This is a genomic window from Altericroceibacterium indicum (assembly GCF_009828105.1).
Classification (GTDB): domain Bacteria; phylum Pseudomonadota; class Alphaproteobacteria; order Sphingomonadales; family Sphingomonadaceae; genus Altericroceibacterium; species Altericroceibacterium indicum.
The window spans coordinates 337,200-360,679 of sequence record NZ_WTYQ01000002.1 but is presented as its reverse complement, the minus strand read 5'-3'; the positions used below and the strand labels follow the sequence as shown (position 1 = coordinate 360,679).

The 23,480-nt window shown below is 56.1% G+C and carries 21 protein-coding genes; 9 read left to right on the top strand and 12 right to left on the bottom strand.

What is annotated here, in order from left to right; all coding sequences use genetic code 11:
- The first annotated feature begins 150 nt into the window (after positions 1 to 150).
- From GRI39_RS06555 to GRI39_RS06545, 3 genes are read left to right on the top strand one after another with little or no spacing between them, the layout of a single operon-like run.
- Positions 151 to 1,002 (top strand): arginyltransferase, encoded by an 852-nt coding sequence (locus GRI39_RS06555; RefSeq protein ID WP_160738902.1) that lies wholly within the window; start codon positions 151 to 153, stop codon positions 1,000 to 1,002.
- Complete coding sequence (locus tag GRI39_RS06550) at positions 974 to 3,199, top strand: autotransporter assembly complex protein TamA (protein WP_343033305.1); 2,226 nt, start codon at positions 974 to 976, stop codon at positions 3,197 to 3,199. Before GRI39_RS06555 ends, GRI39_RS06550 begins: the two co-directional genes overlap by 29 nt.
- Entirely contained in the window at positions 3,199 to 7,413 is a 4,215-nt protein-coding gene (locus GRI39_RS06545) for a translocation/assembly module TamB domain-containing protein (protein WP_160738901.1), read from the top strand. Before GRI39_RS06550 ends, GRI39_RS06545 begins: the two co-directional genes overlap by 1 nt.
- Positions 7,414 to 7,445: 32 nt before the next feature.
- On the opposite strand, the gene GRI39_RS06540 is transcribed toward GRI39_RS06545, so the two are convergent.
- From GRI39_RS06540 to GRI39_RS06505, 8 genes are all read right to left on the bottom strand, one after another.
- A complete protein-coding gene (locus GRI39_RS06540) occupies positions 7,446 to 7,895 on the bottom strand; it encodes a fasciclin domain-containing protein (RefSeq protein WP_160738900.1) in 450 nt (149 codons plus the stop codon).
- 137 nt (positions 7,896 to 8,032) lie between these two features.
- Positions 8,033 to 9,166, bottom strand: a complete 1,134-nt coding sequence (locus GRI39_RS06535) for a hypothetical protein (RefSeq protein ID WP_160738899.1) — start codon at positions 9,164 to 9,166, stop codon at positions 8,033 to 8,035.
- 145 nt (positions 9,167 to 9,311) lie between these two features.
- Positions 9,312 to 9,881 (bottom strand): lysozyme, encoded by a 570-nt coding sequence (locus GRI39_RS06530; protein ID WP_160738898.1) that lies wholly within the window; start codon positions 9,879 to 9,881, stop codon positions 9,312 to 9,314.
- 154 nt (positions 9,882 to 10,035) lie between these two features.
- On the bottom strand, positions 10,036 to 11,445 hold the full coding sequence (gene glnA, locus GRI39_RS06525) for a type I glutamate--ammonia ligase (RefSeq protein ID WP_160738897.1): 1,410 nt from the start codon (positions 11,443 to 11,445) through the stop codon (positions 10,036 to 10,038).
- Positions 11,446 to 11,529: 84 nt separating this feature from the next.
- A complete protein-coding gene (locus GRI39_RS06520) occupies positions 11,530 to 11,868 on the bottom strand; it encodes a P-II family nitrogen regulator (protein WP_160738896.1) in 339 nt (112 codons plus the stop codon).
- Between the two features lie 262 nt (positions 11,869 to 12,130).
- Complete coding sequence (gene argC / locus GRI39_RS06515) at positions 12,131 to 13,057, bottom strand: N-acetyl-gamma-glutamyl-phosphate reductase (RefSeq protein WP_160738895.1); 927 nt, start codon at positions 13,055 to 13,057, stop codon at positions 12,131 to 12,133.
- The gene (locus GRI39_RS06510; protein ID WP_343033304.1) at positions 13,057 to 13,416 is read right to left on the bottom strand and encodes a hypothetical protein; all 360 of its coding nucleotides are present in this window, start codon (positions 13,414 to 13,416) and stop codon (positions 13,057 to 13,059) included. The genes argC and GRI39_RS06510 overlap by 1 nt, the downstream gene beginning before the upstream one ends.
- Before the next feature lie 96 nt (positions 13,417 to 13,512).
- Positions 13,513 to 14,889 carry a leucyl aminopeptidase family protein gene (locus GRI39_RS06505; protein WP_160738894.1) on the bottom strand — a complete coding sequence of 459 codons (1,377 nt, stop codon included), beginning with the start codon at positions 14,887 to 14,889 and terminating at the stop codon, positions 13,513 to 13,515.
- A gap of 85 nt (positions 14,890 to 14,974) precedes the next feature.
- Here GRI39_RS06505 and GRI39_RS06500 point away from each other — a divergent pair, with 85 nt between their 5' ends.
- The 3 genes from GRI39_RS06500 to GRI39_RS06490 all read left to right on the top strand — a co-directional run bounded on the left by GRI39_RS06500 (position 14,975) and on the right by GRI39_RS06490 (position 17,695).
- Complete coding sequence (locus GRI39_RS06500; protein WP_160738893.1) at positions 14,975 to 15,820, top strand: DUF4163 domain-containing protein; 846 nt, start codon at positions 14,975 to 14,977, stop codon at positions 15,818 to 15,820.
- A gap of 40 nt (positions 15,821 to 15,860) precedes the next feature.
- Positions 15,861 to 16,691, top strand: a complete 831-nt coding sequence (gene map / locus GRI39_RS06495; protein ID WP_160738892.1) for a type I methionyl aminopeptidase — start codon at positions 15,861 to 15,863, stop codon at positions 16,689 to 16,691.
- An 86-nt stretch (positions 16,692 to 16,777) separates the two neighbouring features.
- On the top strand, positions 16,778 to 17,695 hold the full coding sequence (locus tag GRI39_RS06490; protein WP_160738891.1) for a restriction endonuclease: 918 nt from the start codon (positions 16,778 to 16,780) through the stop codon (positions 17,693 to 17,695).
- A gap of 46 nt (positions 17,696 to 17,741) precedes the next feature.
- Here the strand turns inward: GRI39_RS06490 and GRI39_RS06485 are convergent, their stop codons facing one another.
- A complete protein-coding gene (locus tag GRI39_RS06485) occupies positions 17,742 to 18,416 on the bottom strand; it encodes a heme exporter protein CcmB (RefSeq protein WP_160738890.1) in 675 nt (224 codons plus the stop codon).
- Positions 18,413 to 18,991, bottom strand: a complete 579-nt coding sequence (ccmA, locus tag GRI39_RS06480) for a heme ABC exporter ATP-binding protein CcmA (protein WP_160738889.1) — start codon at positions 18,989 to 18,991, stop codon at positions 18,413 to 18,415. The genes GRI39_RS06485 and ccmA overlap by 4 nt, the downstream gene beginning before the upstream one ends.
- Here ccmA and GRI39_RS06475 point away from each other — a divergent pair.
- Positions 18,990 to 19,334 carry a 4a-hydroxytetrahydrobiopterin dehydratase gene (locus GRI39_RS06475; protein ID WP_343033314.1) on the top strand — a complete coding sequence of 115 codons (345 nt, stop codon included), beginning with the start codon at positions 18,990 to 18,992 and terminating at the stop codon, positions 19,332 to 19,334. The genes ccmA and GRI39_RS06475 overlap by 2 nt on opposite strands.
- A gap of 1 nt (position 19,335) precedes the next feature.
- On the opposite strand, the gene GRI39_RS06470 is transcribed toward GRI39_RS06475, so the two are convergent.
- Both GRI39_RS06470 and GRI39_RS06465 read right to left on the bottom strand, forming a co-directional pair.
- Complete coding sequence (locus GRI39_RS06470; protein ID WP_160738887.1) at positions 19,336 to 21,282, bottom strand: S9 family peptidase; 1,947 nt, start codon at positions 21,280 to 21,282, stop codon at positions 19,336 to 19,338.
- 84 nt (positions 21,283 to 21,366) lie between these two features.
- Complete coding sequence (locus tag GRI39_RS06465) at positions 21,367 to 21,984, bottom strand: DNA-3-methyladenine glycosylase family protein (protein ID WP_160738886.1); 618 nt, start codon at positions 21,982 to 21,984, stop codon at positions 21,367 to 21,369.
- 105 nt (positions 21,985 to 22,089) lie between these two features.
- On the opposite strand from GRI39_RS06465, the gene GRI39_RS06460 reads away from it, so the two are divergent.
- Positions 22,090 to 22,407, top strand: a complete 318-nt coding sequence (locus GRI39_RS06460; protein WP_160738885.1) for a 2Fe-2S iron-sulfur cluster-binding protein — start codon at positions 22,090 to 22,092, stop codon at positions 22,405 to 22,407.
- Positions 22,408 to 22,469: 62 nt separating this feature from the next.
- The gene (locus GRI39_RS06455) at positions 22,470 to 23,465 is read left to right on the top strand and encodes a cysteine synthase A (RefSeq protein ID WP_160738884.1); all 996 of its coding nucleotides are present in this window, start codon (positions 22,470 to 22,472) and stop codon (positions 23,463 to 23,465) included.
- Positions 23,466 to 23,480: the final 15 nt, after the last annotated feature.

Below are 23,480 nucleotides of genomic sequence, written 5' to 3'. Positions count from 1 at the left end.
AGTCTGTCCGATTTTTTGGCAATAAGTGTAAATAAGTTCTGCAATTTGCCCAATTAAAGGTTAAGGTTCATAACGTAACTGATATGGAGATTTCGTGATTTTCTGTGTCAGTACCCATAATGACCCTTTTTGGAGAGGACCGCCAAAACCGTGACGGCCCCGACGAGCTTTCCGCGTTTCTTCGTCACCAGTTCGGCGCCATGCCCGTATCTGGCGAACAGGGTTGAGCGGAAGGTTTTTACCGAACTCAAAGGTCCCCATGCGGAACAGTTGAATGAGGCTTTGGGGCGCATCGGATTTCGCCGGAGCCAAATGGTTGCCTACCGCCCAAGTTGCCAGAATTGCCAAGCCTGTATTTCGGTACGGGTTGTGGCAGGGGAATTTAGACCTTCGTCCACGCAGCGCCGTGATTTTCGTCGTAACAGCGATCTTATCGTCAGCGAATGCCGCCCTTGGGCCACCAGCGAACAATTCGAATTGCTGCGGAACTATCTTTCCAAGCGTCACCCCGACGGAGGGATGGCCGCGATGGACGAGATGGATTTCGCTGACATGGTGGAACACACGCCTGTTTCGACCTGTGTGACAGAATATCGGGAACCTGACGGTTTAGGTGGGGCAGGGCGTCTGGTTGGCGCTTGCCTGACAGATCGGCAAAGTGATGGATTGTCGATGATCTACAGTTTCTACGACCCGGAACTGCAGGATCGCAAAGGGCTTGGGAATTATATCATCCTTGATCATATTCATCGCGCTGCTGCCGATGGGCTTGATTACGTGTATCTTGGATATTGGGTCGAAGGTTCACGCCAGATGCAATATAAAATCCGCTATCGGCCGCTGGAAAAACTCGGGGGAGAAGGCTGGCAGCGGTTTGGCGAGGAAGAGCAGTCTGAGCTTATCGCTACTGCGCTTTCCAGCAATCAAGACAAAGCCCCCGCAATCAGCGGCGGTAGCAAGGACGGCACCCCCGGTGGCCAGAGCCAGTATAAAATTTCCTGATACGCCGGTCTATCGCTCCACACTTTTCCTTCTTGCTTCGGCTGGAGGGATGATGCTGCCGGCGGTGGTCCATGCGCAAAGTCTGGAAGATTTGATTCCGGATTCAGCGGTGGCCAATCCTGACGGCTGGGCGCAGCAGGGCGTGCCATCTGATCAGCAGGTTACTCCCAGTATAGTGCCTGCAACACCCGATGGCGCAGCCGCAGATGTGACTGTGCCTGCACAAGTGCCAAATCCGCCATCTGTTGATAATCTGACCGAGCTGGACCAGGAGACGCCACTGGATAATATGCCGCTCGTCACGGTGGAATGGCCAGACGAGAATGAGCCGGTGATGATCGCGCCATTGGCGCCTGACACGGACATTCAGTTCGTTGAACTGGAACGCAATTCTCCAACTCCCCGCTCGCGCGATATTGAGAAGATTTCCAACGAGCTGACTCTTGCCTTTCTGACGAATGACAAAGAGGCATTCCCCGAGAAGAATGCGTTTGTTTCCCGCTTCAAATCCCTCTCCACTATTGTCGACCTTGATGATGGAGACAGTGTCGGAAAGCTCGCCGCACAAGCCAATAAGGATGAAGAGATGTTGCAGCGCTTGTTGCGCATCTATGGCTATTACAATGCGCAGGTTATGAGCACGGCTGGTGATGGTGCGGCTGGGGGGCAGACCGCTGATCCCAGTGTTCGTTTCAATATCATACCGGGCAAGCAATATGTTTATGGTACGATTGACCTGGCCCAGCTTGAACAAACCGGCAGCGATTACAAAACATTGCGGAGCAAGTTTGCGATTGAGCCGGGTGATCCTGTATTGCAGGACAAGATCGTGGATGAGGTGGCAAACCTTGGCACGGCGCTTGGCGAATCTGGCTATGCCTTTGCGGATGTCGGGGCTCCGGAACTTCTGATCGACCATGAACGGGAACAAGGTGATCTGACCGTTCCGGTAGAACCCAAGGGCAAATATGTCTTCGGCCATGTGACCAGCGACATGCCCGATTTCATGTCCGGCACGCATCTTGAAAAGATTGCCCGATTTAATGCCGGCGATCTGTATCAGACCAGCGATCAGGAAGATTTGCGCAGCGCTATTCAGGCAACTGGCCTTGTCTCCACCATCGATATCAAGAAAGTCGAAACGTCGCCACCACAAGGGGATCAGCCAGGCACGGTGGACCTTGCTGTATCGATGACCAAGGCGCCGCTACGCACTGTTGCAGGCTCCATTGGTTATGGCACGGGTGAAGGCGCAAGGATCGAAGCAAGCTGGGAACATCGCAATCTCTTTCCACCTGAAGGCATGTTCAAGGTGCGCGGAATTGGCGGCACGCAGGAACAGCTCCTGGGTGTGACCTTCCGCCGCAATAACGTGACCGGGCGTGATCGTATCCTGACATTGGATGCCTATGCCACCACCGTGAACCGCGATGCCTATTATGCGCGTACCGCGACGATTCAGGGGACTTTTGAACGGGTTAGCACAATCCTGTTCCAGAAAAAATTCAGCTATTCCATAGGGTTGCAGTTGATTGGTACGCAGGAGCGTGAATCATCAACCGATGAGATCAAGCTGCCGCGTGAAACCTATTACATCGCCGCTGTGCCGCTGTATGGTCAGATGGACACATCCAATGATCTGCTTGATCCGGATCGCGGTTTCCGCCTTGCAGCCCGGATTTCACCGGAAGTATCCCGCACCCATGGTGCGCAAAGTTTCTATTCCCGCAACCAGTTTGACGCGAGCTATTACAAACGCATAACCGGCAGTGTGGTTTTGGCAGGTCGTGTGAGGTTTGGTTTCATTCCAGGGGCATCGCTCGACAAGATCGCCCCGTCGCGCCGCCTGTATGCTGGTGGTGGCGGTTCCGTTCGCGGTTATGGCTATCAGGCTATTGGCCCGCGCAATGCGGCAGGCGAAGCCGCAGGCGGGCGTTCTCTGACAGAGCTTTCGATGGAAGCGCGTATCCGAACCGGCTTTATGGATGGTGCCGTTTCCATCGTGCCGTTTATTGATGCCGGGGCAGTTGATCGCAGTTCTACCCCGGAATTTGATGATATCAAATTCGGCGCTGGCATTGGTATCCGTTATCACACCAGTTTTGGCCCGATCAGGGTCGATTTTGGGGTGCCGCTCAATCCAGAACCTAGCGATGCGCCCGTCGGTGTGTATGTCGCGCTTGGGCAGGCCTTCTGATGAACGAAGGAGAAGTGCAGGCTCCGGATGAGACAGGCACTGCCGAGCCGGTAAAGCGCCGCCGTGGGCCCATTCGGTTTGTTCTGCGCTGGAGCGCGCGGGTGGTTTTCGCCCTGCTGGGAATTGTCGCTCTGGCAGTAATTTTCCTGCACACACCACCGGGTCGGCAATTTATTGTCGATCAGCTTTCATCCTACGCGCCCGCATCGGGTTTGAAAGTGGAGGTGGGCGAAATCGATGGTTCTGTCTTATGGGGCAGCACGCTCAAAGATGTGCGTTTTTTTGATAAGAATAACAAACTCTTCCTGGAAATTCCTGAGGTCGAACTGAACTGGCGGCCTTATAAATTCCCGCTCATCGGCCTCGATATTCGCCATCTGATCGCCCATGATGGTACGCTTCATGCCGTGCCGCAATTTGTGCCCGGCAATCCTGATGCGCCCATTTTGCCCGATTTCGATATTCGGGTCGATCAGTTCGTGGTTGATAATCTGCATGTGGATAAGGGCGTGGCCGGGGATGAGCGGACGGTCAACCTAAGGGCTAAAACCAATATCCGTGATGGATTGGTCTATTTCAAAGCCAATGGCTCCCTCGGCGGTGGAGACCATCTGGCCGCATTGATTCATGCACAGCCTGACCGCGACATCTTCAAAGCCGACGTCAATATTGATGCGCCGGCTGACGGGCTGATTGCGAATTTATCCAATTCTACCAAAGGCTTCATGATTGATATTCGCGGGGATGGCACGTGGAAGCAATGGGACGGGGCCATTCTAGCAAAACAGGAAGAGAAGCGCCTGGTGGCGTTGGCACTGCATAATAGCAACGGCCAATATACCATTGCAGGCCAGATCCGGCCTGAAGGGCGAGTGAAGGGCCTTGCTGGCAAGGCGCTGGGTGATCTGGTGTCAGTGGGCGCTGTTGGAACGCTGAAGCAAAGCACTCTGGCAGGTAATCTGGCATTGCGGAGCAAGGCACTGACACTGGATACGGGCGGTGCGGTTGATCTGAACGATAAGATATTCCACGATTTTTCTATCAAGGCGAAGCTGGCTGACCCCTCATTAATGGGGGGCAGCACAAAAATTGGTAATGCTGAACTGAATGCGACAATGAACGGTGCATTCGATAATCTGTCAGTGCAGCATCAATTGCGGATTGGTGAGATTGATCTGGGCAAGACCCATATCAAAGGCATCACCCAGAACGGGGTTGCGCGCTATGATGGCACCCGCTGGAGCGCGCCGCTGGATCTGAGGATCAAACGGATCGTCACGGGCAATAAAACCATTGATCCGCGGCTGACAAATGGCCGAGCAACAGGTCTGCTTCAACTCAAGGGCGATATGCTGACGGCAAGCAGTCTGCCAGTTACATTTGACAATCTGAAAGCCACGCTGGCTCTCAAAGCTGATCTGGCCAAGTCCAATGTCGAAGTTTCTGGCCCGGTGGAAGCGCGCGGCTTTGTACTGGACAATATTGGCACGCTCGATCTCGGGGCGAAGTTTCGTTTCCGTCTCAATGATGGGCCATGGACGCTGAGAGCCAATGTCACCGGGCGGATGCCACGCGTAACCAACGGAACGCTGGCAGACATCGCGGGCACCAATATTCGCTTTAATGGTGGATTGGGGCTGAGCAACACCGGCCGGGTGGAGGTCGATAATTTCAAATTGCGTGCAAGTAAGCTGCAACTCGATCTCAATGGCCGGATGGGTGGCAATGACGCAACGCTGGCTGGGACTGGTCGCCACACAAAATACGGACCTTTCACCATTGAAGCGGAGTTGAACGCTGATGGACCGCGTGCGGTGCTGGTGCTGAAAGACCCGATGCCTGCTGCCGGGTTGAAGGATGTGCGTGTAGCACTGACCCCGTCGGGAGACGGATATGCGATTGAAACCGAAGGCAACTCACGCCTGGGGCCATTCAACGGGGCATTGCAATTGACCATGCCCACCGGTGAGCCAACGCATATTGATGTGCAGCATTTTGATATCTGGAAAACCTCGCTCACCGGCGGGGTGACGCTGCAAAATGAAGGGGTTCTGGGTACACTGACGCTTTCAGGTGGTGGTCTGGATGGGCGCGTGGCGTTCTCTCCGCGTGATGGCGGGCAGGGTGTCGAGGTGAATTTGGCGGCCAATAATGCCGTGTTTGCCGGGCCAACCCCTGTCGCGATCCGCCGGGCAACGATAACAGCCAGTGCTCTTCTTAAAGAAGGTGCGACGACAATTAACGGTTCGATCCGCGCGCGCGGCCTGTCTTACGGCTCCATGTTCATCGGCAGCCTCGCTGCCCAGGCACGGGTGCAAGATGGCACGGGCCTGTTCGATGCACAATTGACCGGGCGGCGCGGAAGCCGTTTCGAATTGCAGATGCAAGGCAAGGTGACGCCCGATCAGGTGATTGTGGCAGCCAAGGGTGCTTATGGCACTCAGGCGATTGATACGCCGCGCCGCGCCGTCCTGAGCAAGCGTGAAGATGGTGGCTGGACTCTGCAGAAGAGCCAGCTCTCCTTTGGCAGCGGCTTTGTGATTGTAGAAGGGAATTTCGGCGGGGAACGTCCAACTGAAGCATCTGTCAAACTGGCCAACATGCCATTGTCCCTGATCGATGCAGTGGCCGATGATACACGATTGGGCGGAAGTGTATCCGGCGCGATTGATATCAAGAGCAGCGAAGAGCATGTGCCAACTGGCAAGGCGCGGCTGATGGTGAAGGGGCTGACCCGTGCAGGCCTCACCATGTCATCACGGCCCATCAATCTGGCGCTGGTCCTGGATCTGTCGCCAACATTGTTGCAAACCCGGGCGGTCATCAATGATGGCACCGCAACCAAGGGGCGTTTGCAGGGACGGATTGCCAATTTGCCTGCTGATGGCAATCTGATCGAACGTTTGCAGGCAGGCAATCTGCTGGCGCAATTGCGTTATGCCGGACCGGCCGAATCCCTGTGGCGGCTGCTTTCGATTGAAGTTTTTGACATTACAGGTCCAATGCGTGCCGCAGCGGATGTAGGCGGGAGCTTGAAGAATCCGCAAGTGCGCGGCTCTCTTCAGGCTGACAATCTGCACCTCACCAGCGCGATTACCGGAAGTGATGTAACCAATCTGCGCGCACGTGGCACGTTCCGTGGTTCGCGTCTCAATATGACCACTCTGGCTGGCACAACCGCAAATGGCGGAACGATAGCGGGCAGCGGCTTTGTCGATCTGGCCGGGCTCGGCAAGAACCGTGGTCCGGTGATTGATTTGAGACTGTCTGCCAAGCGCGCGCAGGTGGTGAAGCGCAAAGGCATGGGGGCTACGGTTACCGGACCAATACGGATCATGTCTAACGGGAGTGGTGGAACCATCGCTGGCCGTCTGCAGATCAACGCGGCAGAGTGGACGCTTGGCAGAGCAGAGGCTGAAAATAATCTGCCCGATATCCAGATCCGCGAAATTAATCTGCCAGCCGATATTGCTCCGGCCGATACGCCCGGCGAGCCATGGCGCTACCTCATCGATGCTAAGGCCAAAGACAATGTGAAGGTTCGCGGCATGGGGCTGGATAGCGAATGGAGCGCAGATTTACAGTTGCGCGGCACGACGGACGATCCGAGGATTGGCGGCACGGCCAGTGTGATACCACGACAGGGCTTCTACAGTTTCGCCAGCACGCAGTTTGATCTGACGCGCGGCCAGATTGATTTCGATGTAAATGGCCCGATTGACCCGCGTCTTGATATCACCGCGACATCCTCCGATGTAGCCAATCTCGATGTGACTGTCCGCGTGACCGGCAGCGGTGAACAGCCGACTGTATCCTTCCAATCCACGCCTTCTCTGCCCGAGGAGGAAATTTTGGCGCGGCTGTTGTTTGGTGGTTCTATCACAGACCTTTCCGCGACCGATGCAATCCAGTTGGGCGCTGCACTGGCAGCGTTGCGCAGTGGCGGCGGTCTGGACCCGATTAACAGCCTGCGCAGTGCGATTGGGCTTGATCGTTTGCGCATCGTTGCCGCTGATCCGACGCTGGACCGGGAAACAGCGGTGGCGCTGGGTAAGAATTTCGGACGGCGCTTCTACACTGAAATCATCACCGACGGGCGTGGCTATAATGCGTCTACGGTAGAATTCAGGGTGACAAGCTGGCTTTCACTGCTGGCGTCGATATCGTCGATCGGCCGCGAGGGTGTGTCCGCAGAAGTCAGCAAGGATTATTGACGAGCCTTGTGGCGCATATTGCCCGTGCAGGATCAGTCGCTTGGTGTCATATCTTTCAAAATGCCGTCGATGGGGAGGATTACCCCATTGCTCGCCATAATAGCGGGCCCTGCGATATGAGCGCTGGTGCCATCTGCTGCGGTGGCGGTGAATGTTTCACCCTGTTTGGAGAAGGTGACGTAATGGCCGCCCATGGTCCGCATGGATACTGGCTTACCACCAGAATTTTCGATGGCATTTTTTATATCTTCGAGTGAAAAATATCCGGGCAGGATATGGTCACGCAGGATGGCCATCATCGCGGGGCGTTGATTGTCCTGTTGCAACAATCCGCCGGCCTTACCCAATTTGCTGAAGGCCTCATCGCGCGGAGCAAGCAGCGTATAGGATGCGATGCTATCGAAGATAGGCGCAAGGCCGTCATCTTCAACTTCGGTGGCGAGAATAGTGAGGCCAGGGGCATCGGCAATCTGTGCGGCCATTGTCTCCTCTGAGACGTTGGCAGCTTTCGTTTGTGTCTCCTCAGAACTCTTGCCGCTGCAACCGCAGAGTGAAAGAGATGCAAAAAGAGCGAGGCATAGACATTTCGAGCCGCGCATGGGTGGGTACCTCACTTGGGTCAGGACGGAATCAGTTCGATTGCAGATGTGATGCGGCGGGTTTTTGGGTCAACCTGATAGATGTAGCCATCGCTATACCGATAATGTGCCTGGTCACTATCAGGGTATTTCGCGCGATAGGCATAAGGAATGTTGTAAATATCATAGCCCGAAGGCAGCGGCTGACCGACGATGAAATCACTGCCTGTTATCAATGCGGCGATCGATGTGATGAGCTGATTTTCCGGGTCAATCCGGTAGATGATGTGATCGATCAGGCGATATCCGTCGGAACTGCCAAGATTGAAGTAAGCGCGGTAATAGTCAGGCAGATTGCCGGATTTGAGTTGGCGCGGCCATAGATGACCGGGGGACAAAGCCCCTCCCGGAAGCGGGAAATAGCCATTGATTTGATTGTTGGCGGAAACTTTGACCAGATACCCTTTTTCGTAGAAAAAACGGCCTGTTTTTGAGGTGTTTAACCCCCACCAGTCTGGGTGTGGAGAGAGAAAGCGATAAGGTGCCGGGGCCTGATTTTTTTCGATCTGACAGGCTTCAGCAGATTGAGACAGGGCTTGCGGGCATCCGGGGATCAATGCAGACGGCGCATTCCCCTTGCTGATTGCCGTGGTGAAACCGATACGTGTATAATAGCGACGATCCCCGTCTTTACCGGCTGGCTTCTCTTCATTCGCTCCGACATGGCGGCGTGGGAGCGACGCTGCAGGTTCCCGAAATCGGGAAGTTTGCGTGCCGGGTGGAGAGGGCTTGGCCTCTGCCTGATCGGGCGCGTCATCATGGGCTGGAATATCAACGGACAGTTTGGCCGGAGTAAGGTCACGCTTGTCGAGCGAGGCAGAGGCAGTTTGGGCCCCACCGGTATTGCTTGCGCCATTAGCCTCATCGCTCTGAACAATGGTGCGACTGTTTGATGTGTCATCGGGCGCCTGCTGCCCAGTCACGGGTTTCGGGGCAATTCCAAGCACGTCTGCTTTTTGCCGTGGCCGTCCTTTAAGGTCTTTCAAAGCACTGGGGCCAAGGGTGTCAACGAAACCAACACCATCACTTTCCAGCGGTTGGGGCGTTGGCGCAGCATGCAGCGCAGCACTTCCCATCAATGCGATCAAAACCGCACCTGTGAAGCTGTTGCGCATGAATAAACTCCCTTTCATGTCCGTTAACCGTTCAACTGCGGCCTATGTTCCAGCAGAGTGAGGATAGATCGCAAAAGTTAAAATCTGTCGCTTTTCAGCCACTCTGAACATTATTTAGGCAGTAATTTTCTCTCCTTTCGTAAGTTTAATGCATCTCACCACGATAGAGTTTTGCTTCAGCAGCGCGCCGTTTCTCCAGCCCTTTCAGAACCTTGCCGCCAGCGCGCGTCCAGCGAGCAAATTCTGCTGCTGCGCCTGCGTAGTCTCCTGTGCGATGTTTGCGGGTGAGTGTCGCGCGCGAAATAGCACCTGTGTTGTAGTGAAACGATATCAGTGCATCGAATTGTGCCTGGCTCGTCGGGGCATCGCCAAGCGCTGTACTGACTTCCTCTGCATAGCGAACAAGGTCGCAAGATAGCCGCTCATCGCACTGGCTTTGCGTCCACAATGTACCGGGGCCAATGCCAGAACCGGTTGCACCCCAGCCGATCGTCCAGGGGGCACCACCCGTGCCGGGATCAGGATAGGCTTCAATAAGCCCGTCATCCCGGCGTCTGGCGCAACCTTCAAACTGCTTGATGAGTGCTATGCCTGCGCTGCTGACCCGCATCGGGCGGGGAGGGCTAAGCGCTGCTTCGATACGCTGCATTTCATCAGGCTTGAGAGGCCTGCCGATGATGTCGGTGAGGGTGGGAAGCAATTGGGGGAAGTGCATGGCCGGTCTCCGTCCAGTGAAGGAGTGATCAGGGCTAGCTTCAGGCAATTCCTGTAGGAAAGTGTTTTCTTTCGCAATGTGTGGGCTGAGCGCACGAAAAAGGGGCGCCCGGTTTGACCCGAACGCCCCTTTTCAAAGCGATAATCTCAAAAGATCAGGCGCTGTAATACATGTCGAATTCAACAGCCGATGGTGTGGTTTCGAAGCGGATTACATCTTCCCACTTCAGTTCCATATAGGCATCGATCTGTTCCTTGCTGAACACATCGCCAGCAAGCAGGAATTCGTGATCGGCTTCGAGCGCGAGCAGAGCTTCACGCAGCGATCCGGCAACGGTTGGAACCTTGGCGAGTTCTGCTGGTGGCAGATCATAGAGGTTCTTATCCATCGCATCACCCGGATGGATCTTCTGCTGGATGCCTTCAAGGCCAGCCATCAACAGAGCCGAATAGGCAAGGTATGGGTTCGCCATGGCATCGGGGAAACGGAATTCCACGCGCTTGGCTTTTTCACCCGTGCCGTAAGGGATACGGCAAGAAGCAGAACGGTTGCGAGCCGAATAGGCCAGCAGAACCGGCGCTTCGAAGCCCGGTACCAGACGCTTGTAGCTGTTGGTGGTCGGGTTGGTGAAAGCGTTCAGCGCCTTGGCGTGCTTGATAACGCCGCCGATGAAATACAGGCAGTTTTCGCTGAGGCCAGCATAGCCGTTACCTGCGAAGGTTGGCTTGCCCTTTTCCCAGATCGAAATATGCGTGTGCATACCCGAGCCATTATCATCCTTGATGGGCTTGGGCATGAAGGTTGCGGTCTTGCCATAGGCATGGGCAACCTGATGCACGACATACTTATAGATCTGCATACGGTCAGCAGTCTGCGTCAGCGTGCCGAAGGTCAGGCCGAGTTCGTGCTGAGCAGCGGCCACTTCGTGGTGATGCTTGTCGCAAGGCAGGCCGAGTTCGAGCATGGTTTCGACCATTTCGGCGCGAATATCCACGGCGGAATCGACAGGTGCAACCGGGAAATAGCCGCCCTTGACGCCGGGGCGGTGGCCCATATTGCCGGTGTCATACTGCTTGTTGGTATTGGTCGGCAGTTCAACGTCGTCGAGTTCGAAACCCGAACCGCTGTAGCTGTCATGGAAGCGCACATCGTCGAACATGAAGAATTCAGCTTCAGGGCCGACATAGACAGTATCACCGATGCCGGTGGTCTTGAGGTAGGCTTCAGCGCGCTTGGCGGTTGAACGCGGATCGCGCGAATAGAGTTCACCGGTCGAAGGTTCAACGATGTCGCAGAACACAACCATCATCGGCGTGGCGCTGAAGGGGTCCATATAGACTTCTTCAAGGTCAGGCTTGAGGATCATGTCGGATTCGTTGATCGTCTTCCAACCAGCGATAGAAGAGCCGTCAAACATGAGGCCTTCTTCAAGCTCGTCTTCGCCGAGAGCGCTGGCGACCATCGAAAGGTGCTGCCATTTGCCCTTGGGATCGGTGAAGCGAAGATCTACCCATTCGATCTCCTCATCCTTGATCCGTTTAATGATTTCAGATGCAGTGGCCATAATCTTCCTTCCTTAGAATGGAATGTTGGAAAGGGCCGCAATGATGACCTCGGCGGTTGTCATTGCGAGCAATAGGGAACGCGATCAAATCGCGTCGTTGTTCTTTTCACCGGTGCGAATGCGCAACGCGGATTCAATGTTGGTGACGAAAATTTTGCCATCGCCGATGCGTCCGGTCTGGGCAGCAGCAGCAATGGCTTCCACCACACGTTCAGCGATTTCGTCTGACACGACGACTTCCAGTTTCACCTTGGGCAGGAAATCGACGACATATTCGGCACCGCGATAGAGTTCGGTATGGCCTTTCTGTCGGCCAAAGCCTTTGGCCTCGGTCACGGTGATGCCGGACACGCCCACTTCATGGAGCGCTTCCTTAACTTCATCGAGCTTGAACGGCTTGATAATAGCTTCGATCTTTTTCACGTAACCTCTGAACGAATTTCCGGCGCAATAGTTCGTTGTGGTTCGCCGGTCCGAAATACATCCCCGAACTCATCTCAAAGTGAATCACTTCAAGATTCGTGCCAAGGCGCTCGCGCAAGGTCTAGCCAATGCGGCGCTCCGGGGGAAGGGCGGATTCGTAAGTAAAGTGAAGCGAAGCGGCGATTTTGGCTAAGAATCCTGCGCCAAAAATCGCCGAAAGTTGCCTAAAATTCTGGCACGCTCATGCTGTAAATTTGAGCAGCTACAGGCGTAGGCCCTTTGTCTCTTCCACACCTGCCATGATGTTCAGTGACTGAACTGCTGCACCGCTGGCCCCTTTGCCGAGATTGTCGAGCAGGGCGACCAGGCGCGCCTGACTGCCTGATTTATCAGCAAACACATGCAGCTCCACCCGGTCTGAGGCGTCAAACGAGCGACGTAATAATAATGCACCATTTTCCGGTGTAGCGCCCATCTGGACGATTGGGCTGCCTGCATAGAAGGTTTTGAGTGATTCGCGCAGCGCATCGGGTGTTGCTGCCGCGCGCATGGCTTCCAGCGGAAGCGGCACTTCCACCAGCATTCCGCGCATGGCCGGAATCACGGATGGCGCAAAAATGGGGGCGTGGGTGAGGCCAGCATGGCGCTGCATTTCGGGCAGGTGCTTATGATCGAGAGACAGGCCATAGGTGCGAAAGGCAATGTCCTGGTCGGCTTCGAATTGCGCGATCATCGCTTTTCCGCCGCCGGAATAACCTGACACGGCATTGATTGTGTAAGGCCAGTCTTCCGGCAATAGGCCTTCGCGCACCAAGGGGGCGATAAGCGCGAGGAAACCGGTGGGGTAACATCCCGGATTGGACACACGCATGGCATTGGCGACAGCTTGATGGCCGACCAGTTCCGGGAAGCCATAGGTCCACCCACTCGCCACGCGATGGGCCGAGGATGCGTCAATTACACGGGTGGTATCATTGTCAATCATCGCCACTGCTTCACGCGCTGCATCGTCGGGCAGGCACAAAATGGCGAAATCAGCAGCGTTCAGTGCATCTCGGCGGGCTTGCGGGTCTTTGCGCTGCGTATCATCGAGAATCATCAGCTCGAATTCGCTGCGGTTGCCGAGCCGTTCGGCAATTTCAAGACCGGTCGTGCCAGCACCACCGTCGATAAACACTGTTTGTGCCATCAGGAAAGAGGCTCCAAATGATCAAGATGAACATAACCGACCGGCCCTTGCGGGCCTAGGCAACCCCAACCCCAACCAGCAGAAATGTCGAGCAGTTCGAAACTGTCCCCTTCCATCAGGGTGCAGATTTCACTGGCAGTATCAGACGGGGCTGACATCAGGCGTGCGCCGCCGGGCATGACTATGCGGGGTTGTGGCACCGCATAATGCGGCACAAAATAACGCCCGGCGAGTGCGATATGCGCCAGATCACCGCGCAAGGGCAGGCTTTGCGGATCAGGCTTGGGCACAGCTCCGGCAAGGATAAAAGGCCCCTTGGGAAGGTGCTGTGCCGTAATGTCTTTATCGCTTTGGCTCACCGCTTGGTCTCGTGCCGGAGTTATAGGAAAGCGCGCCGCTTAGCGTTCCTGCGGCGCGGGGGCAAGTTATGGCGCTCGCTTTCCAGCAAGTTGCATTCACCCAAACCGTGATTGGAGCATGTGCCAGGCGGCCCGCAGGCCCAGCGCTTCGCCGCCCTTCGGTCTGCCGGGTTTGGCGGCCGGACGCCAGGCATAGGTATCAAAATGTGCCCAATCGATGCCTTCGCCAACGAATTTATCGAGGAAAAGCCCGGCCACGCTTGCCCCGGCGAAGGAATTGCCATGGGCATTGTTGGTGTCGGCCATATCGGATTGGAGCCATTCGGAATAGGCATCATGCAATGGCAAGCGCCACACTGCATCGTCATGTGCCCGGCCACTGGCGATCAGCGCATCTGCTGTTTCATCTTTCCGGGCAAACAGGGCAGGAAGGTCAGGCCCCAGCGCAACCCGCGCCGCACCGGTGAGGGTGGCAAAATCGATAATCAGTTCAGGCTTTTCTTCCGAAGCGCGCGCCAGAGCATCGCCAAGGATCAGACGACCTTCTGCATCGGTGTTGCCGATTTCAACGCTCAACCCCTTGCGGCTGCGCAATACGTCGCCGGGGCGGAAGGCGTTTCCGGCAATGGCATTTTCCACCGCAGGTACGCAGCAATGGAGCTGCACGTTAAGGCCCGATTGCATGATCAGGCCAGCCAGAGCGAGGGCATGGGCTGCACCGCCCATATCCTTTTTCATGATCAGCATACCGGAAGAAGATTTCACATCCAGACCGCCGGAATCAAAGCAAACACCTTTGCCCACAATGGCGAGGCGGGGGGCATTTTCCTTGCCCCATGTCAGCTCAATCATGCGCGGGTCATGTTTGCGGGTCGCCGCGCGGCCCACCGCGTGAACCATCGGATATTCCTGCTCCAGCGCATCACCGCGGGTGACTTTGAGCGCAGCGCCATGCTTTTGGGCGAGAGTTTCGGCCTGTTCTTCAAGCGCGGCTGGCCCCATGTCTTCGGCTGGCGTGTTCACCATATCGCGCACGAGGTACACCGCCTGCGCTTCAGCGATGGCAGGGGCGATGGCTTTCACATCCTTGGTCAGCAGAATGCGCGGGCCTTCCGCATCGTCGCTCTCCTTATAGCGGGTGAAGCGATATTGCGCCGTCTGCCATCCATGGAGCGACGGGCCGGGTTCGCCCGACGCCAGACGATAGGTGCCAGCAGGCAGAACTTCAGCCAGTTTCGCCATGCACCAGCTTGAAAGGCTGGCAGGGTTGGCCACACCGCCCACGGCGAACCAGCTATCACCTTCAGGGACAATGGCGGTTTCATAGCCTTTGCCGCTGAACTTTTGTGCGTTAAGTGCTGCGCGCTGTGCTGCATTCAGCTTTTTGATAAAACTATCGAAGCCGTCTGCATTGATAAGGTGGAGGGCGATCGCATCCTGCCCGCGATCAGTCTGGATCAATTCTGCGTTCATGGTCGTTGGGTCAATCTGTCTATATCAAATGTATCAAGCCGGTCACCATATGGTGTGTAAAGGCCGGTGTAGAAGGGAATGGTTCATGAAGCGACTTGTTTCGGTTTTTGCAATGGCTGCATTACTGTCAGCCTGTTCGGCTGGTGCGAACAAGGCCGATGACGCTGTAGCCAATGCGGAAGCTGGCGCCAGTTCCAGCGCAAGTGCGACGGCTTCTGCTGATGGATCTTCGGCCAGTGCATCTATCAGCGACGTCAAAGGCCGTTCGGTCAAGGTCGATACGGATCTGATGCAGTTTGAATATAGCTATCCGGGCAAGGCGGCTGCCATTCCCAAACTATCCAAATTGCTGGATCGGCGTCTTGATGAAGCTGGCCAGGAATTGGAAAAGTCGGCCACGGAAGGGCAGGCTTCAGCCAAGAAAGATAATTATCCCTATCGCGCCTACAGCAATGTTGTGGAATGGAGCGTGGTGACTGATTTGCCCGATTGGCTCAGCCTTTCTTCTACCAATTACAGCTATACGGGCGGTGCCCATGGCATGACCGTCTTTGATAGTCTCCTGTGGGACAAGAAGGCGGAAAAAGCGCTGAACACCATGGATGTCTTCATATCCGGCCCAGCGCTTGCGAATGTAGTGAAAGATGCGTTCTGCGATCAACTGGACAAGTCCCGGTCTAAAAAGCGCGGTGAAATCGTGAAGCGCGATGAAGCAGATCCGTTCACATCCTGCATTGACCCGGTGGACAATTCGACAGTTATCCTCGGCTCCTCCAACGGGAAGAGCTTTGACCGGATCGGCTTTCTGGTCCCCGCCTATAATGCCGGACCTTATGCAGAAGGCTCTTATGAAGTCACTCTGCCTGTGACGAAGGACGTGATCGCAACGGTGAAGCCACAATATCGCGCAAGTTTCAGCGCGAAGAAGTGACGCCTCGCAATTTGTCGGTTCCATCGCTACATGGGTTTCCATGACCGAATATCAGCATGTCGATGGAACCGAAACTGTCCTCCGGGACGGCACAATCAAACTGCATGGGCCGGAAGGCTTCGAAGGGATGCGCAAGGCGGGCCGTCTTGCCGCAGAAATCCTCGATGCGCTAGCCCCGATGGTGCAGCCGGGCGTCACCACCGCCCAGCTTGATGATGCCGTGCGGGAGATGACGCTGGATGCAGGCGCGGTTCCGGCCACGCTTGGCTATCGCGGCTATACGCATAGTTGCTGCATTTCCTTGAACCATGTGGTCTGCCACGGCATTCCGTCGAGCAAGATCATCAAGGAAGGCGATATTCTCAATATCGACGTGACCCCGCTGCTTGATGGCTGGCATGGCGACACGAGCCGCATGTATGTGGCAGGCGAAGCCTCGATCAAGGCCAAGCGGCTGATCGATGTGACCTATGAATGCCTGATGATCGGTGTGGATATGGCCCGGCCGGGCATCCGCCTTGGTGACATTTCCGCCGCGATCCAGAAACACGCCGAGAGCCATCGTTATGGCGTGGTGCGTGAGTTCTGCGGCCATGGCCTTGGCCGCCTGTTTCACGATTCCCCCGAAGTGGTCCACGCAGGCCGTGCAGGAACCGGGCCGGAGCTTAAACCGGGCATGTTCTTCACCATCGAACCAATGATCAACCTCGGCAAACCGGGCGTGAAAATGCTCAACGACGGCTGGACTGCCGTAACCCGCGACAAATCGCTCACCGCGCAGTTCGAGCACTCGATCGGCATCACAGAAACCGGGCGCGAAATTTTCACCGAAAGCCCCAAGGGCCTGCACAAGCCGCCTTACGGGGTGTGAGTTGATCTCTAAAGTATCTACAAACACACTGCATGATGCGGTGTGTTTGCATTTGTGCGCGGTGACGGGGTCGATATAAGTTTGATATGGCCATACCAAACTATCAGCAGCTTATGCTGCCTCTGCTAAAAATAGCGGCAGTTGGAGAAACGCGAGTTCCGATAGCTGCGGAAAAAATCGCTGATGATCTCGGCCTAAGCGAAGAAGAACGCGAAGAATTGCTTCCGAGCGGCACCCAGCGATTATTACACAATCGGATACATTGGGCCAAATTTTACATGTCAAAGGCCGGGCTTATCGACAGTCCAAGAAGAGGCGTGTTTTTAGCTTCTGCTGAAGGTCGCAATTTGCTGGATCGCCAACCGTCGGAAATTAACGTCGACTTGTTGAAGGCATACCCAGCATATGCTGAGTTTGAAGCAAAAATGAAACGGCCAGATGAGAGTGATGCTGAAGAAAGTGAAGATCTCATAGCGGATACCTCAACTCCCGAAGAGCAGATTGATAGTGCTCATAGAGTGCTCAACAACACGCTCAGAAGCGATTTGCTCAATCGTATTCTTGATCAGACTCCGGCATTTTTTGAACGCATTATCGTCGAATTGCTCGTGGCGATGGGCTACGGCGGCACTCATGAAAATGCTGCGCGTGGTTTAGGCAAGTCGGGCGATGGCGGTGTAGATGGAGTCATTGACGAAGATCGTTTGGGGCTTGATCGTATATATGTTCAAGCAAAGCGCTATGCTGCCGAAAATTTGATCGGACGGCCTGAAATACAGGGCTTTGTCGGCAGTCTGGTAGGCTTGGGGGCCTCTAAAGGCGTGTTTGTCACCACATCGACTTTTAGCAGGCATGCCAAAGATTATGCGAATGCACTTCAGCAGCGGATCATTCTGATCGATGGCCAGCGTTTGACTGAGTTGATGATCGAATTTGGAGTCGGCGTGCGAGTGAGCCGTATTGTTCAAGTTAAGCGCCTGGACGAAGACTTTTTCGAAGTTTGATCGAACTACTGCTGCGCAAAGCGTGCCAACGTGCCAACAAGTAATCTCACCCCTCACGCGCTGCTCTGATCGCGGCTCCGCCTGCGAAGGGGGCGGCGGCTATCAGGGCGAGGCTGATGGCTGCGGTCAGGGCAAGGCCGCCTTCGCCTCCGGTGGAGAGGCTTCCGGCACCGAAAATGAGCAGCGGCACGGCGAGCGGGATCACCAGCAGGCCGGACAGGGCTGCGCCCGATCGCAGCGAAACGGTGAGCGCGGCAATGATGATGCCGATCGCGGCAAGGCCGGGCGTTCCGGCGAGCAGGCCCAGCTCCACTATGCGTAAAGTGGCCCCGTCAATGCCGAGCAGGGCAGCAGCCGGGAGGGTGGCGAGCATCAGCGGCGGGCCGAAGCTCAGCCAATGGGCGATCATCCGCACGGCCACCACCAGCTCTTCGGAAATGCCGCGCAAGGCCCATTGGTCAAAGAAGCCCTGCTCCACATCGGGGGCAAGCAGCCGGTCGAGCGGGAGGATGGCGGCGAGGAGTGCCGCGACCCAGATCACGCCGCCGCCTGTCCGGGCGAGCAAGGGCGCATCCGGACCCACGGCAAAGGGATAGAGCATAGCCACGGCAAGGAAGAACAGCAGCGGAAGCATGGTGCCGCCGCGTCTCCCTCCACCGCCATGGGCACCGGGCGTCAACAGCGCCAGATCGCGCTTGAGCAGGGCCAGAACTGCGCTCATGCGGCGTATTCGCCCAGCATCAGTTTTGTAAGGCCGGGCATGGCAAAGGGCTGATGTGAGGCGATAATGGCAATGCCTCCGCTGGCGCAGTGTTGTGCTACCATGCTTTCACATGTTGCAACGGCATCGCTGTCCAAACCGTTCAGCGGTTCGTCGAGCAGCCAGATCGGCGCGCCCTGTCCGGCAAGGCGGGCAAGGGCGGCCCGTTTGCGTTGCCCGGTGGAAAGATAGCGCACAGGGACATCGGCAAGCGGTTCAAGCCCTAGCTGCTCCCAATGGCTTTGCGCGCTGGCATCAATCCGGCTCCAGAAATCGAGGGCCTTGCCCAAGGGCAGATGTTCATCGAGTACGGGGCGTTCATCCAGCAGGCCTATAGCGCCCATGCGGTTAATCACTCCGGCATAGGGGCGGCGCAATCCGGCAAGAATGCGGATCAGGCTGGATTTGCCGATGCCGTTTGGCCCGGCAAGATGAAGCGCTTCGCCGGAGGAAAGCGCCAGTGACAGGCGGCGGAACAGCAATCGTTCGCCGCGTAAACAGGCTATATCATCACCAGTAAGGCGGCACTCTTCCATAAGCCCAAGCGTTAGGCCAAAGGATCACCAGCGACAAGTTCAGGAGAAAGAAGCCATGGGTATTTCAGCTTTGACCGATAGCGAACGCGCACAGGCATTGGCCGAGCTTGGCAAATGGACCCTGCGTGATGACAGCAAGGCCATCAGCCGCAGCTTCCAATTCGCCGATTTTAACGAGGCTTTCGGATTCATGACCCGCGTCGCCTTGCTGGCGGACAAAATGGACCACCACCCGGAATGGTCCAATGTCTATAACCGGGTGGACATCACGCTCACCACCCATGATGCGGATGGATTATCAGAGCGTGATGTCACCATGGCCAAAGCGATCAACGCTTATTGAATCAGCGCACCAATTCCTTGCCGGTCACGATTTTGGCGGTGGAGGCGGCAACAGTCTCCCCCATCGCCTCAGCGCGGCCACCAAGGCAATGAGCGAGGAAGTTTTCCGCAATGGCGTTGAATGCGATGTTGTTTTCAGGCCGGGCAAAGCCATGGCCTTCATCGGGGAACAACACATAGGTGACCGGCACGCCGGCTTGTTTCATCGCATCGACAATCTGATCGCTTTCGGACTGCTTGACGCGCGGATCATTGGCACCCTGGCCGATCAGCAGCGGCTTGGTGATCTCGCTTGCCTTATAGAGCGGTGAACGCTCTTTCAGCAGTGCCTTGCCGTCATCCGTGTTGGGATTGCCCATGCGTTCATGAAACTGGGCGATCATCGGTTCCCAATAGGGCGGGATCGTTTCCAGCAGCGTCTCAAGGTTGGACGGGCCGACAATGTCCACCCCGCAAGCAAAGCGATCACCCGTTTGGGTGAGGCCTACCAGCGTTGCATAGCCACCGTAAGAACCGCCCATGATGGCGACCTTGTCCTTATCGGCAATGCCGCGTTCCACCGCATAATCGACCGCATCGATCAGATCGTCATGCATCTTGCCCGCCCATTCGAGATTGGCAGCGGTGATGAAATCCTTCCCGAAGCCGGTCGAACCACGATAATTAACGGAGAGTACCGCATAGCCCCGATTGGCGAGCCATTGATGTGCCCGGTTGAAACCATAATTGTCGCGTGCCCAAGGGCCGCCATGGACCAGCAGAACCATCGGCACGGGATCGTGAGGCGTTCCAGTGTTTTGCGGGTCAGTGCCTGGCGGCAGGGTGAGGTAGCTTGGCAGCACCAGCCCATCGCGCGCAGTGATTTCCAGCGGATGCATCGGCCGGAGCGGTGCGCCTTCCAGTTCGGGCCTTGTGGTGTAGAGCAATGTCAGTGTCTGTGCATTGCGGTCATAGAGGTAAGAACGGCTGGGCGCGACCAGTGGGTCATTCCACACGATCCAGCGGTCATCGTCGTCCGTGCGAGATGAAATGCCAAATTCGCCTTCAAGCTGTTCACCAAGCCAATCGAGTGAGGCCTTTATGTCTGAATCCAGCACGACCCATTCATTGACAAGATAATTGACCGAATAGGCCTGCACTTCACCGGTTTTGGGATGCGCCAGGGTGCCGCCAATATCGGCCTTGTCATTCTCTGCAATGATGCGCTTTTCACCCGTTTCGCTGTCCTGTGCAATCAGCGCCGCGGTGTTGCGCCCACGGCTGTCGATCCAGTAAAGCGTCTTGCCATCCACCGTGTAGCCTGCCGGGCTGGTGGTGAGGGCATCTTCCAGTGCGGTGGTTTCGCTCGGCGTTTCGGCAATGGTTGTGCCGTTCGTAATCTCGAAGAAATCCATCCCCCCGCTGGCATTGGGGCGCATAGCCCAACGCAGTGTCAGGCTGTCATCTGCAAGGAAGGATACGAAGCCCGGATTTTCCATGACCAGCGTCAATTCGCCGGTATGGAGGTTGAGCCGGTGGACATCATGCAGCCGCGCATCGCGATTGTTGAGGCCGACCAGAATGGAATCGCGGATCGTTTCGGATGTGCCCATGATCTGCACGCGGGTATTTTCGAAAGGCGTCAGATTGCGCTCCTCCCCGCTGGCTATGTCGATGCCATAGAGGAGGAAATTCTCATCCCCGCCTTTGTCCTGCACATAGAGGAGGCTCTGTGAATCCGGAGACCAGAAATATTGCGGAATGGGCCGCTCGGTCGCGTGGGTCATCAGCTTTTCCGCCGAGAGATCATCCGCCGGGGCGATCCAGACATTCATCACGCCCTGATCGGGGGCCATCCAACTGATCCATTTTCCGTCGGGGCTGATCTGCCCTCCTGCGCGGGTCGGATTGCCATAGAGCGAATCGCGGGGGATCAGGGGAATGGTGTCGAGCTTGGCCGGGGCGTTCATGAAGTCTCCCTTGGGTAGTGATTGGGAGCTTTATCTGGAGACGATCACCCTTCCGTGAAAGGGGGCGGCACAAGAATATCGGTATCAGAGCGCGGGATTGTTATAACAATGCCAGGTGAAGATCGCCAGCGCACCACGATGGGGCCGCCAGCTCTCTGCCAGCGCGCGGGTTTCTTTTTCGCTCGGCCGTTCTGGCAGGCCGAGAAGTTTGCCAATACCGATCTGCACCGCAAGATCTCCTGCTGGCCAGATATCGGGCCGCCCTTCGGCAAAAAGCAGGTAAATTTCAGCGGACCAGCGGCCTATCCCCTTGATCTTGATAAGCTCTGCGATGGCCTCTTCATCATCCTGCGGCAGATCATCGAGATCGAGTTCACCGCTCACCACCAATTCGCACAGGCTGCGGGCATAGCCCTGTTTCTGGCGGGACAGACCACAGGCGCGCAAGGCATCGAAATCCTGCGCCAGCAATTCCTCCGGCAGCATGTCTTCGCCAAGCAGTACTTCGAGCTTGTTCCACACGCTGGCGGCGGAGGCTACGCTGACCTGCTGGCCGACAATGGTGCGCAACAAGGTGCGATAACCGGTTGGGCGAATGCGCTCTTCCGGATAGCCGGTTTGTTGCAGTGCTGTAGCAATGGAGGGTTCACGGGCCGCAATCGCGTCCAGACTTTTGCGGATTTGTGCGATTTTAAGTCCCATAGCGCGCATACTCCTTTGCGGCATCTTGCCAAAACCCGGCCAATTGCCCTAGCTGCCCCCAATTGCGGCAGACCAGCCGCTTGCCAATACAGGGAACCGACCGCAATGCCCAAACTGATCGTCGTCAATCGTGATGGTGAAGAACGCGCAGTTGAAGCTGATTCCGGCCTCACCGTGATGGAAGCCATTCGGGACAATGGTTTTGATGAATTGCTCGCCTTGTGCGGTGGTTGCTGCTCTTGCGCAACCTGCCATGTGCATGTTGACCCGGCCTTCAAGGACAAGCTCCCTGCCATGTCTGAAGATGAAAATGATCTGCTCGACAGTTCTGATCATCGTGATGAAAGCTCACGCTTGTCCTGCCAGATCAAGCTGACCGATGATCTGGATGGCCTGCGTGTTACGATCTCTGAAGAAGACTGATTTCTTGAGGCCCAAGCGTTACTGCGTTGCCTAAGCAGGAAGGACACCCTAACTCATAGGGCATGACTGTTCTTCCTGCATTACATGACACGCTCAAACTGATCGGCAACACACCATTGGTGCTTTTGAAAGGTCCCAGTGAAGCAGCCGGTTGCGAAATTTATGGCAAATGCGAATTCGCCAATCCCGGGGCCTCGGTTAAAGACCGTGCGGCCCTGTGGATCATTCGGGATGCCGAAGCACGCGGGGCGCTGAAGCCCGGCGGCACAGTGGTTGAAGGCACTGCGGGCAATACCGGGATCGGGATTGCGCTGGTCGCCAATGCGCTGGGTTACAAATCCATCATCGTGATGCCTGAAACGCAATCGCGCGAAAAGATGGATACGCTGCGCGCATTGGGCGCTGAACTGGTTCTGGTGCCTGCTGCGCCATACAAGAACCCCGGCCATTTCGTTCACACATCGCGCCGTCTCGCAGAAGAAACCGAAGGCGCGGTCTGGGCCAATCAGTTTGACAATACTGCCAACCGCAAAGCCCATATTGAAAGCACAGCCCCTGAAATCTGGGAGCAGCTTGAAGGGCGGGTTGACGGGTTTACCTGCGCCGCTGGCACGGGCGGCACCGTTGCTGGCGTGGGCCTTGGACTGAAGGCGTTTGATGAAAACATCACCATCGCTTTGACCGATCCTTATGGCGCAGCGCTTTATAATTATTACGCCAATGGCGAATTGAAGGCGGAAGGCTCTTCTGTGGCAGAAGGGATCGGGCAGGGCCGGATCACCGCCAATCTGGAAGGTGCACCAATTGACACGCAATTTCGCATTTCGGACGAGGAAGGCCTGATATGGGTCGCTCGCCTGCTGCGCGAAGAAGGCCTGTGCCTTGGCCTGTCATCCGGGATCAATGTCGCAGGCGCGGTGGAACTGGGCAAGAAACTGGGTCCGAATGCACGTGTCGCCACGATCCTGTGCGATACGGGTTTCCGTTACCTGTCCTCGCTCTACAATCGGGAATGGCTGGAATCGAAAGGGCTGCCGGTTTTCGACTGGCTGCGTTAATCTTCACACGCTAAT

Bases quoted from the DNA above. Each gene is read 5' to 3' on its own strand.
- GRI39_RS06545 (WP_160738901.1), top strand. From the start codon at position 3,199: ATGAACGAAGGAGAAGTGCAGGCTCCGGATGAGACAGGCACTGCCGAG.
- GRI39_RS06540 (WP_160738900.1), bottom strand. From the start codon at position 7,895: ATGGCCGCACAGATTGCCGATGCCCCTGGCCTCACTATTCTCGCCACC.
- GRI39_RS06535 (WP_160738899.1), bottom strand. From the start codon at position 9,166: ATGCGCAACAGCTTCACAGGTGCGGTTTTGATCGCATTGATGGGAAGT.
- GRI39_RS06530 (WP_160738898.1), bottom strand. From the start codon at position 9,881: ATGCACTTCCCCCAATTGCTTCCCACCCTCACCGACATCATCGGCAGG.
- glnA (WP_160738897.1), bottom strand. From the start codon at position 11,445: ATGGCCACTGCATCTGAAATCATTAAACGGATCAAGGATGAGGAGATC.
- argC (WP_160738895.1), bottom strand. From the start codon at position 13,057: ATGGCACAAACAGTGTTTATCGACGGTGGTGCTGGCACGACCGGTCTT.
- GRI39_RS06505 (WP_160738894.1), bottom strand. From the start codon at position 14,889: ATGAACGCAGAATTGATCCAGACTGATCGCGGGCAGGATGCGATCGCC.
- GRI39_RS06500 (WP_160738893.1), top strand. From the start codon at position 14,975: ATGAAGCGACTTGTTTCGGTTTTTGCAATGGCTGCATTACTGTCAGCC.
- map (WP_160738892.1), top strand. From the start codon at position 15,861: ATGACCGAATATCAGCATGTCGATGGAACCGAAACTGTCCTCCGGGAC.
- GRI39_RS06490 (WP_160738891.1), top strand. From the start codon at position 16,778: ATGGCCATACCAAACTATCAGCAGCTTATGCTGCCTCTGCTAAAAATA.
- GRI39_RS06485 (WP_160738890.1), bottom strand. From the start codon at position 18,416: ATGAGCGCAGTTCTGGCCCTGCTCAAGCGCGATCTGGCGCTGTTGACG.
- ccmA (WP_160738889.1), bottom strand. From the start codon at position 18,991: ATGGAAGAGTGCCGCCTTACTGGTGATGATATAGCCTGTTTACGCGGC.
- GRI39_RS06470 (WP_160738887.1), bottom strand. From the start codon at position 21,282: ATGAACGCCCCGGCCAAGCTCGACACCATTCCCCTGATCCCCCGCGAT.
- GRI39_RS06465 (WP_160738886.1), bottom strand. From the start codon at position 21,984: ATGGGACTTAAAATCGCACAAATCCGCAAAAGTCTGGACGCGATTGCG.
- GRI39_RS06460 (WP_160738885.1), top strand. From the start codon at position 22,090: ATGCCCAAACTGATCGTCGTCAATCGTGATGGTGAAGAACGCGCAGTT.
- GRI39_RS06455 (WP_160738884.1), top strand. From the start codon at position 22,470: ATGACTGTTCTTCCTGCATTACATGACACGCTCAAACTGATCGGCAAC.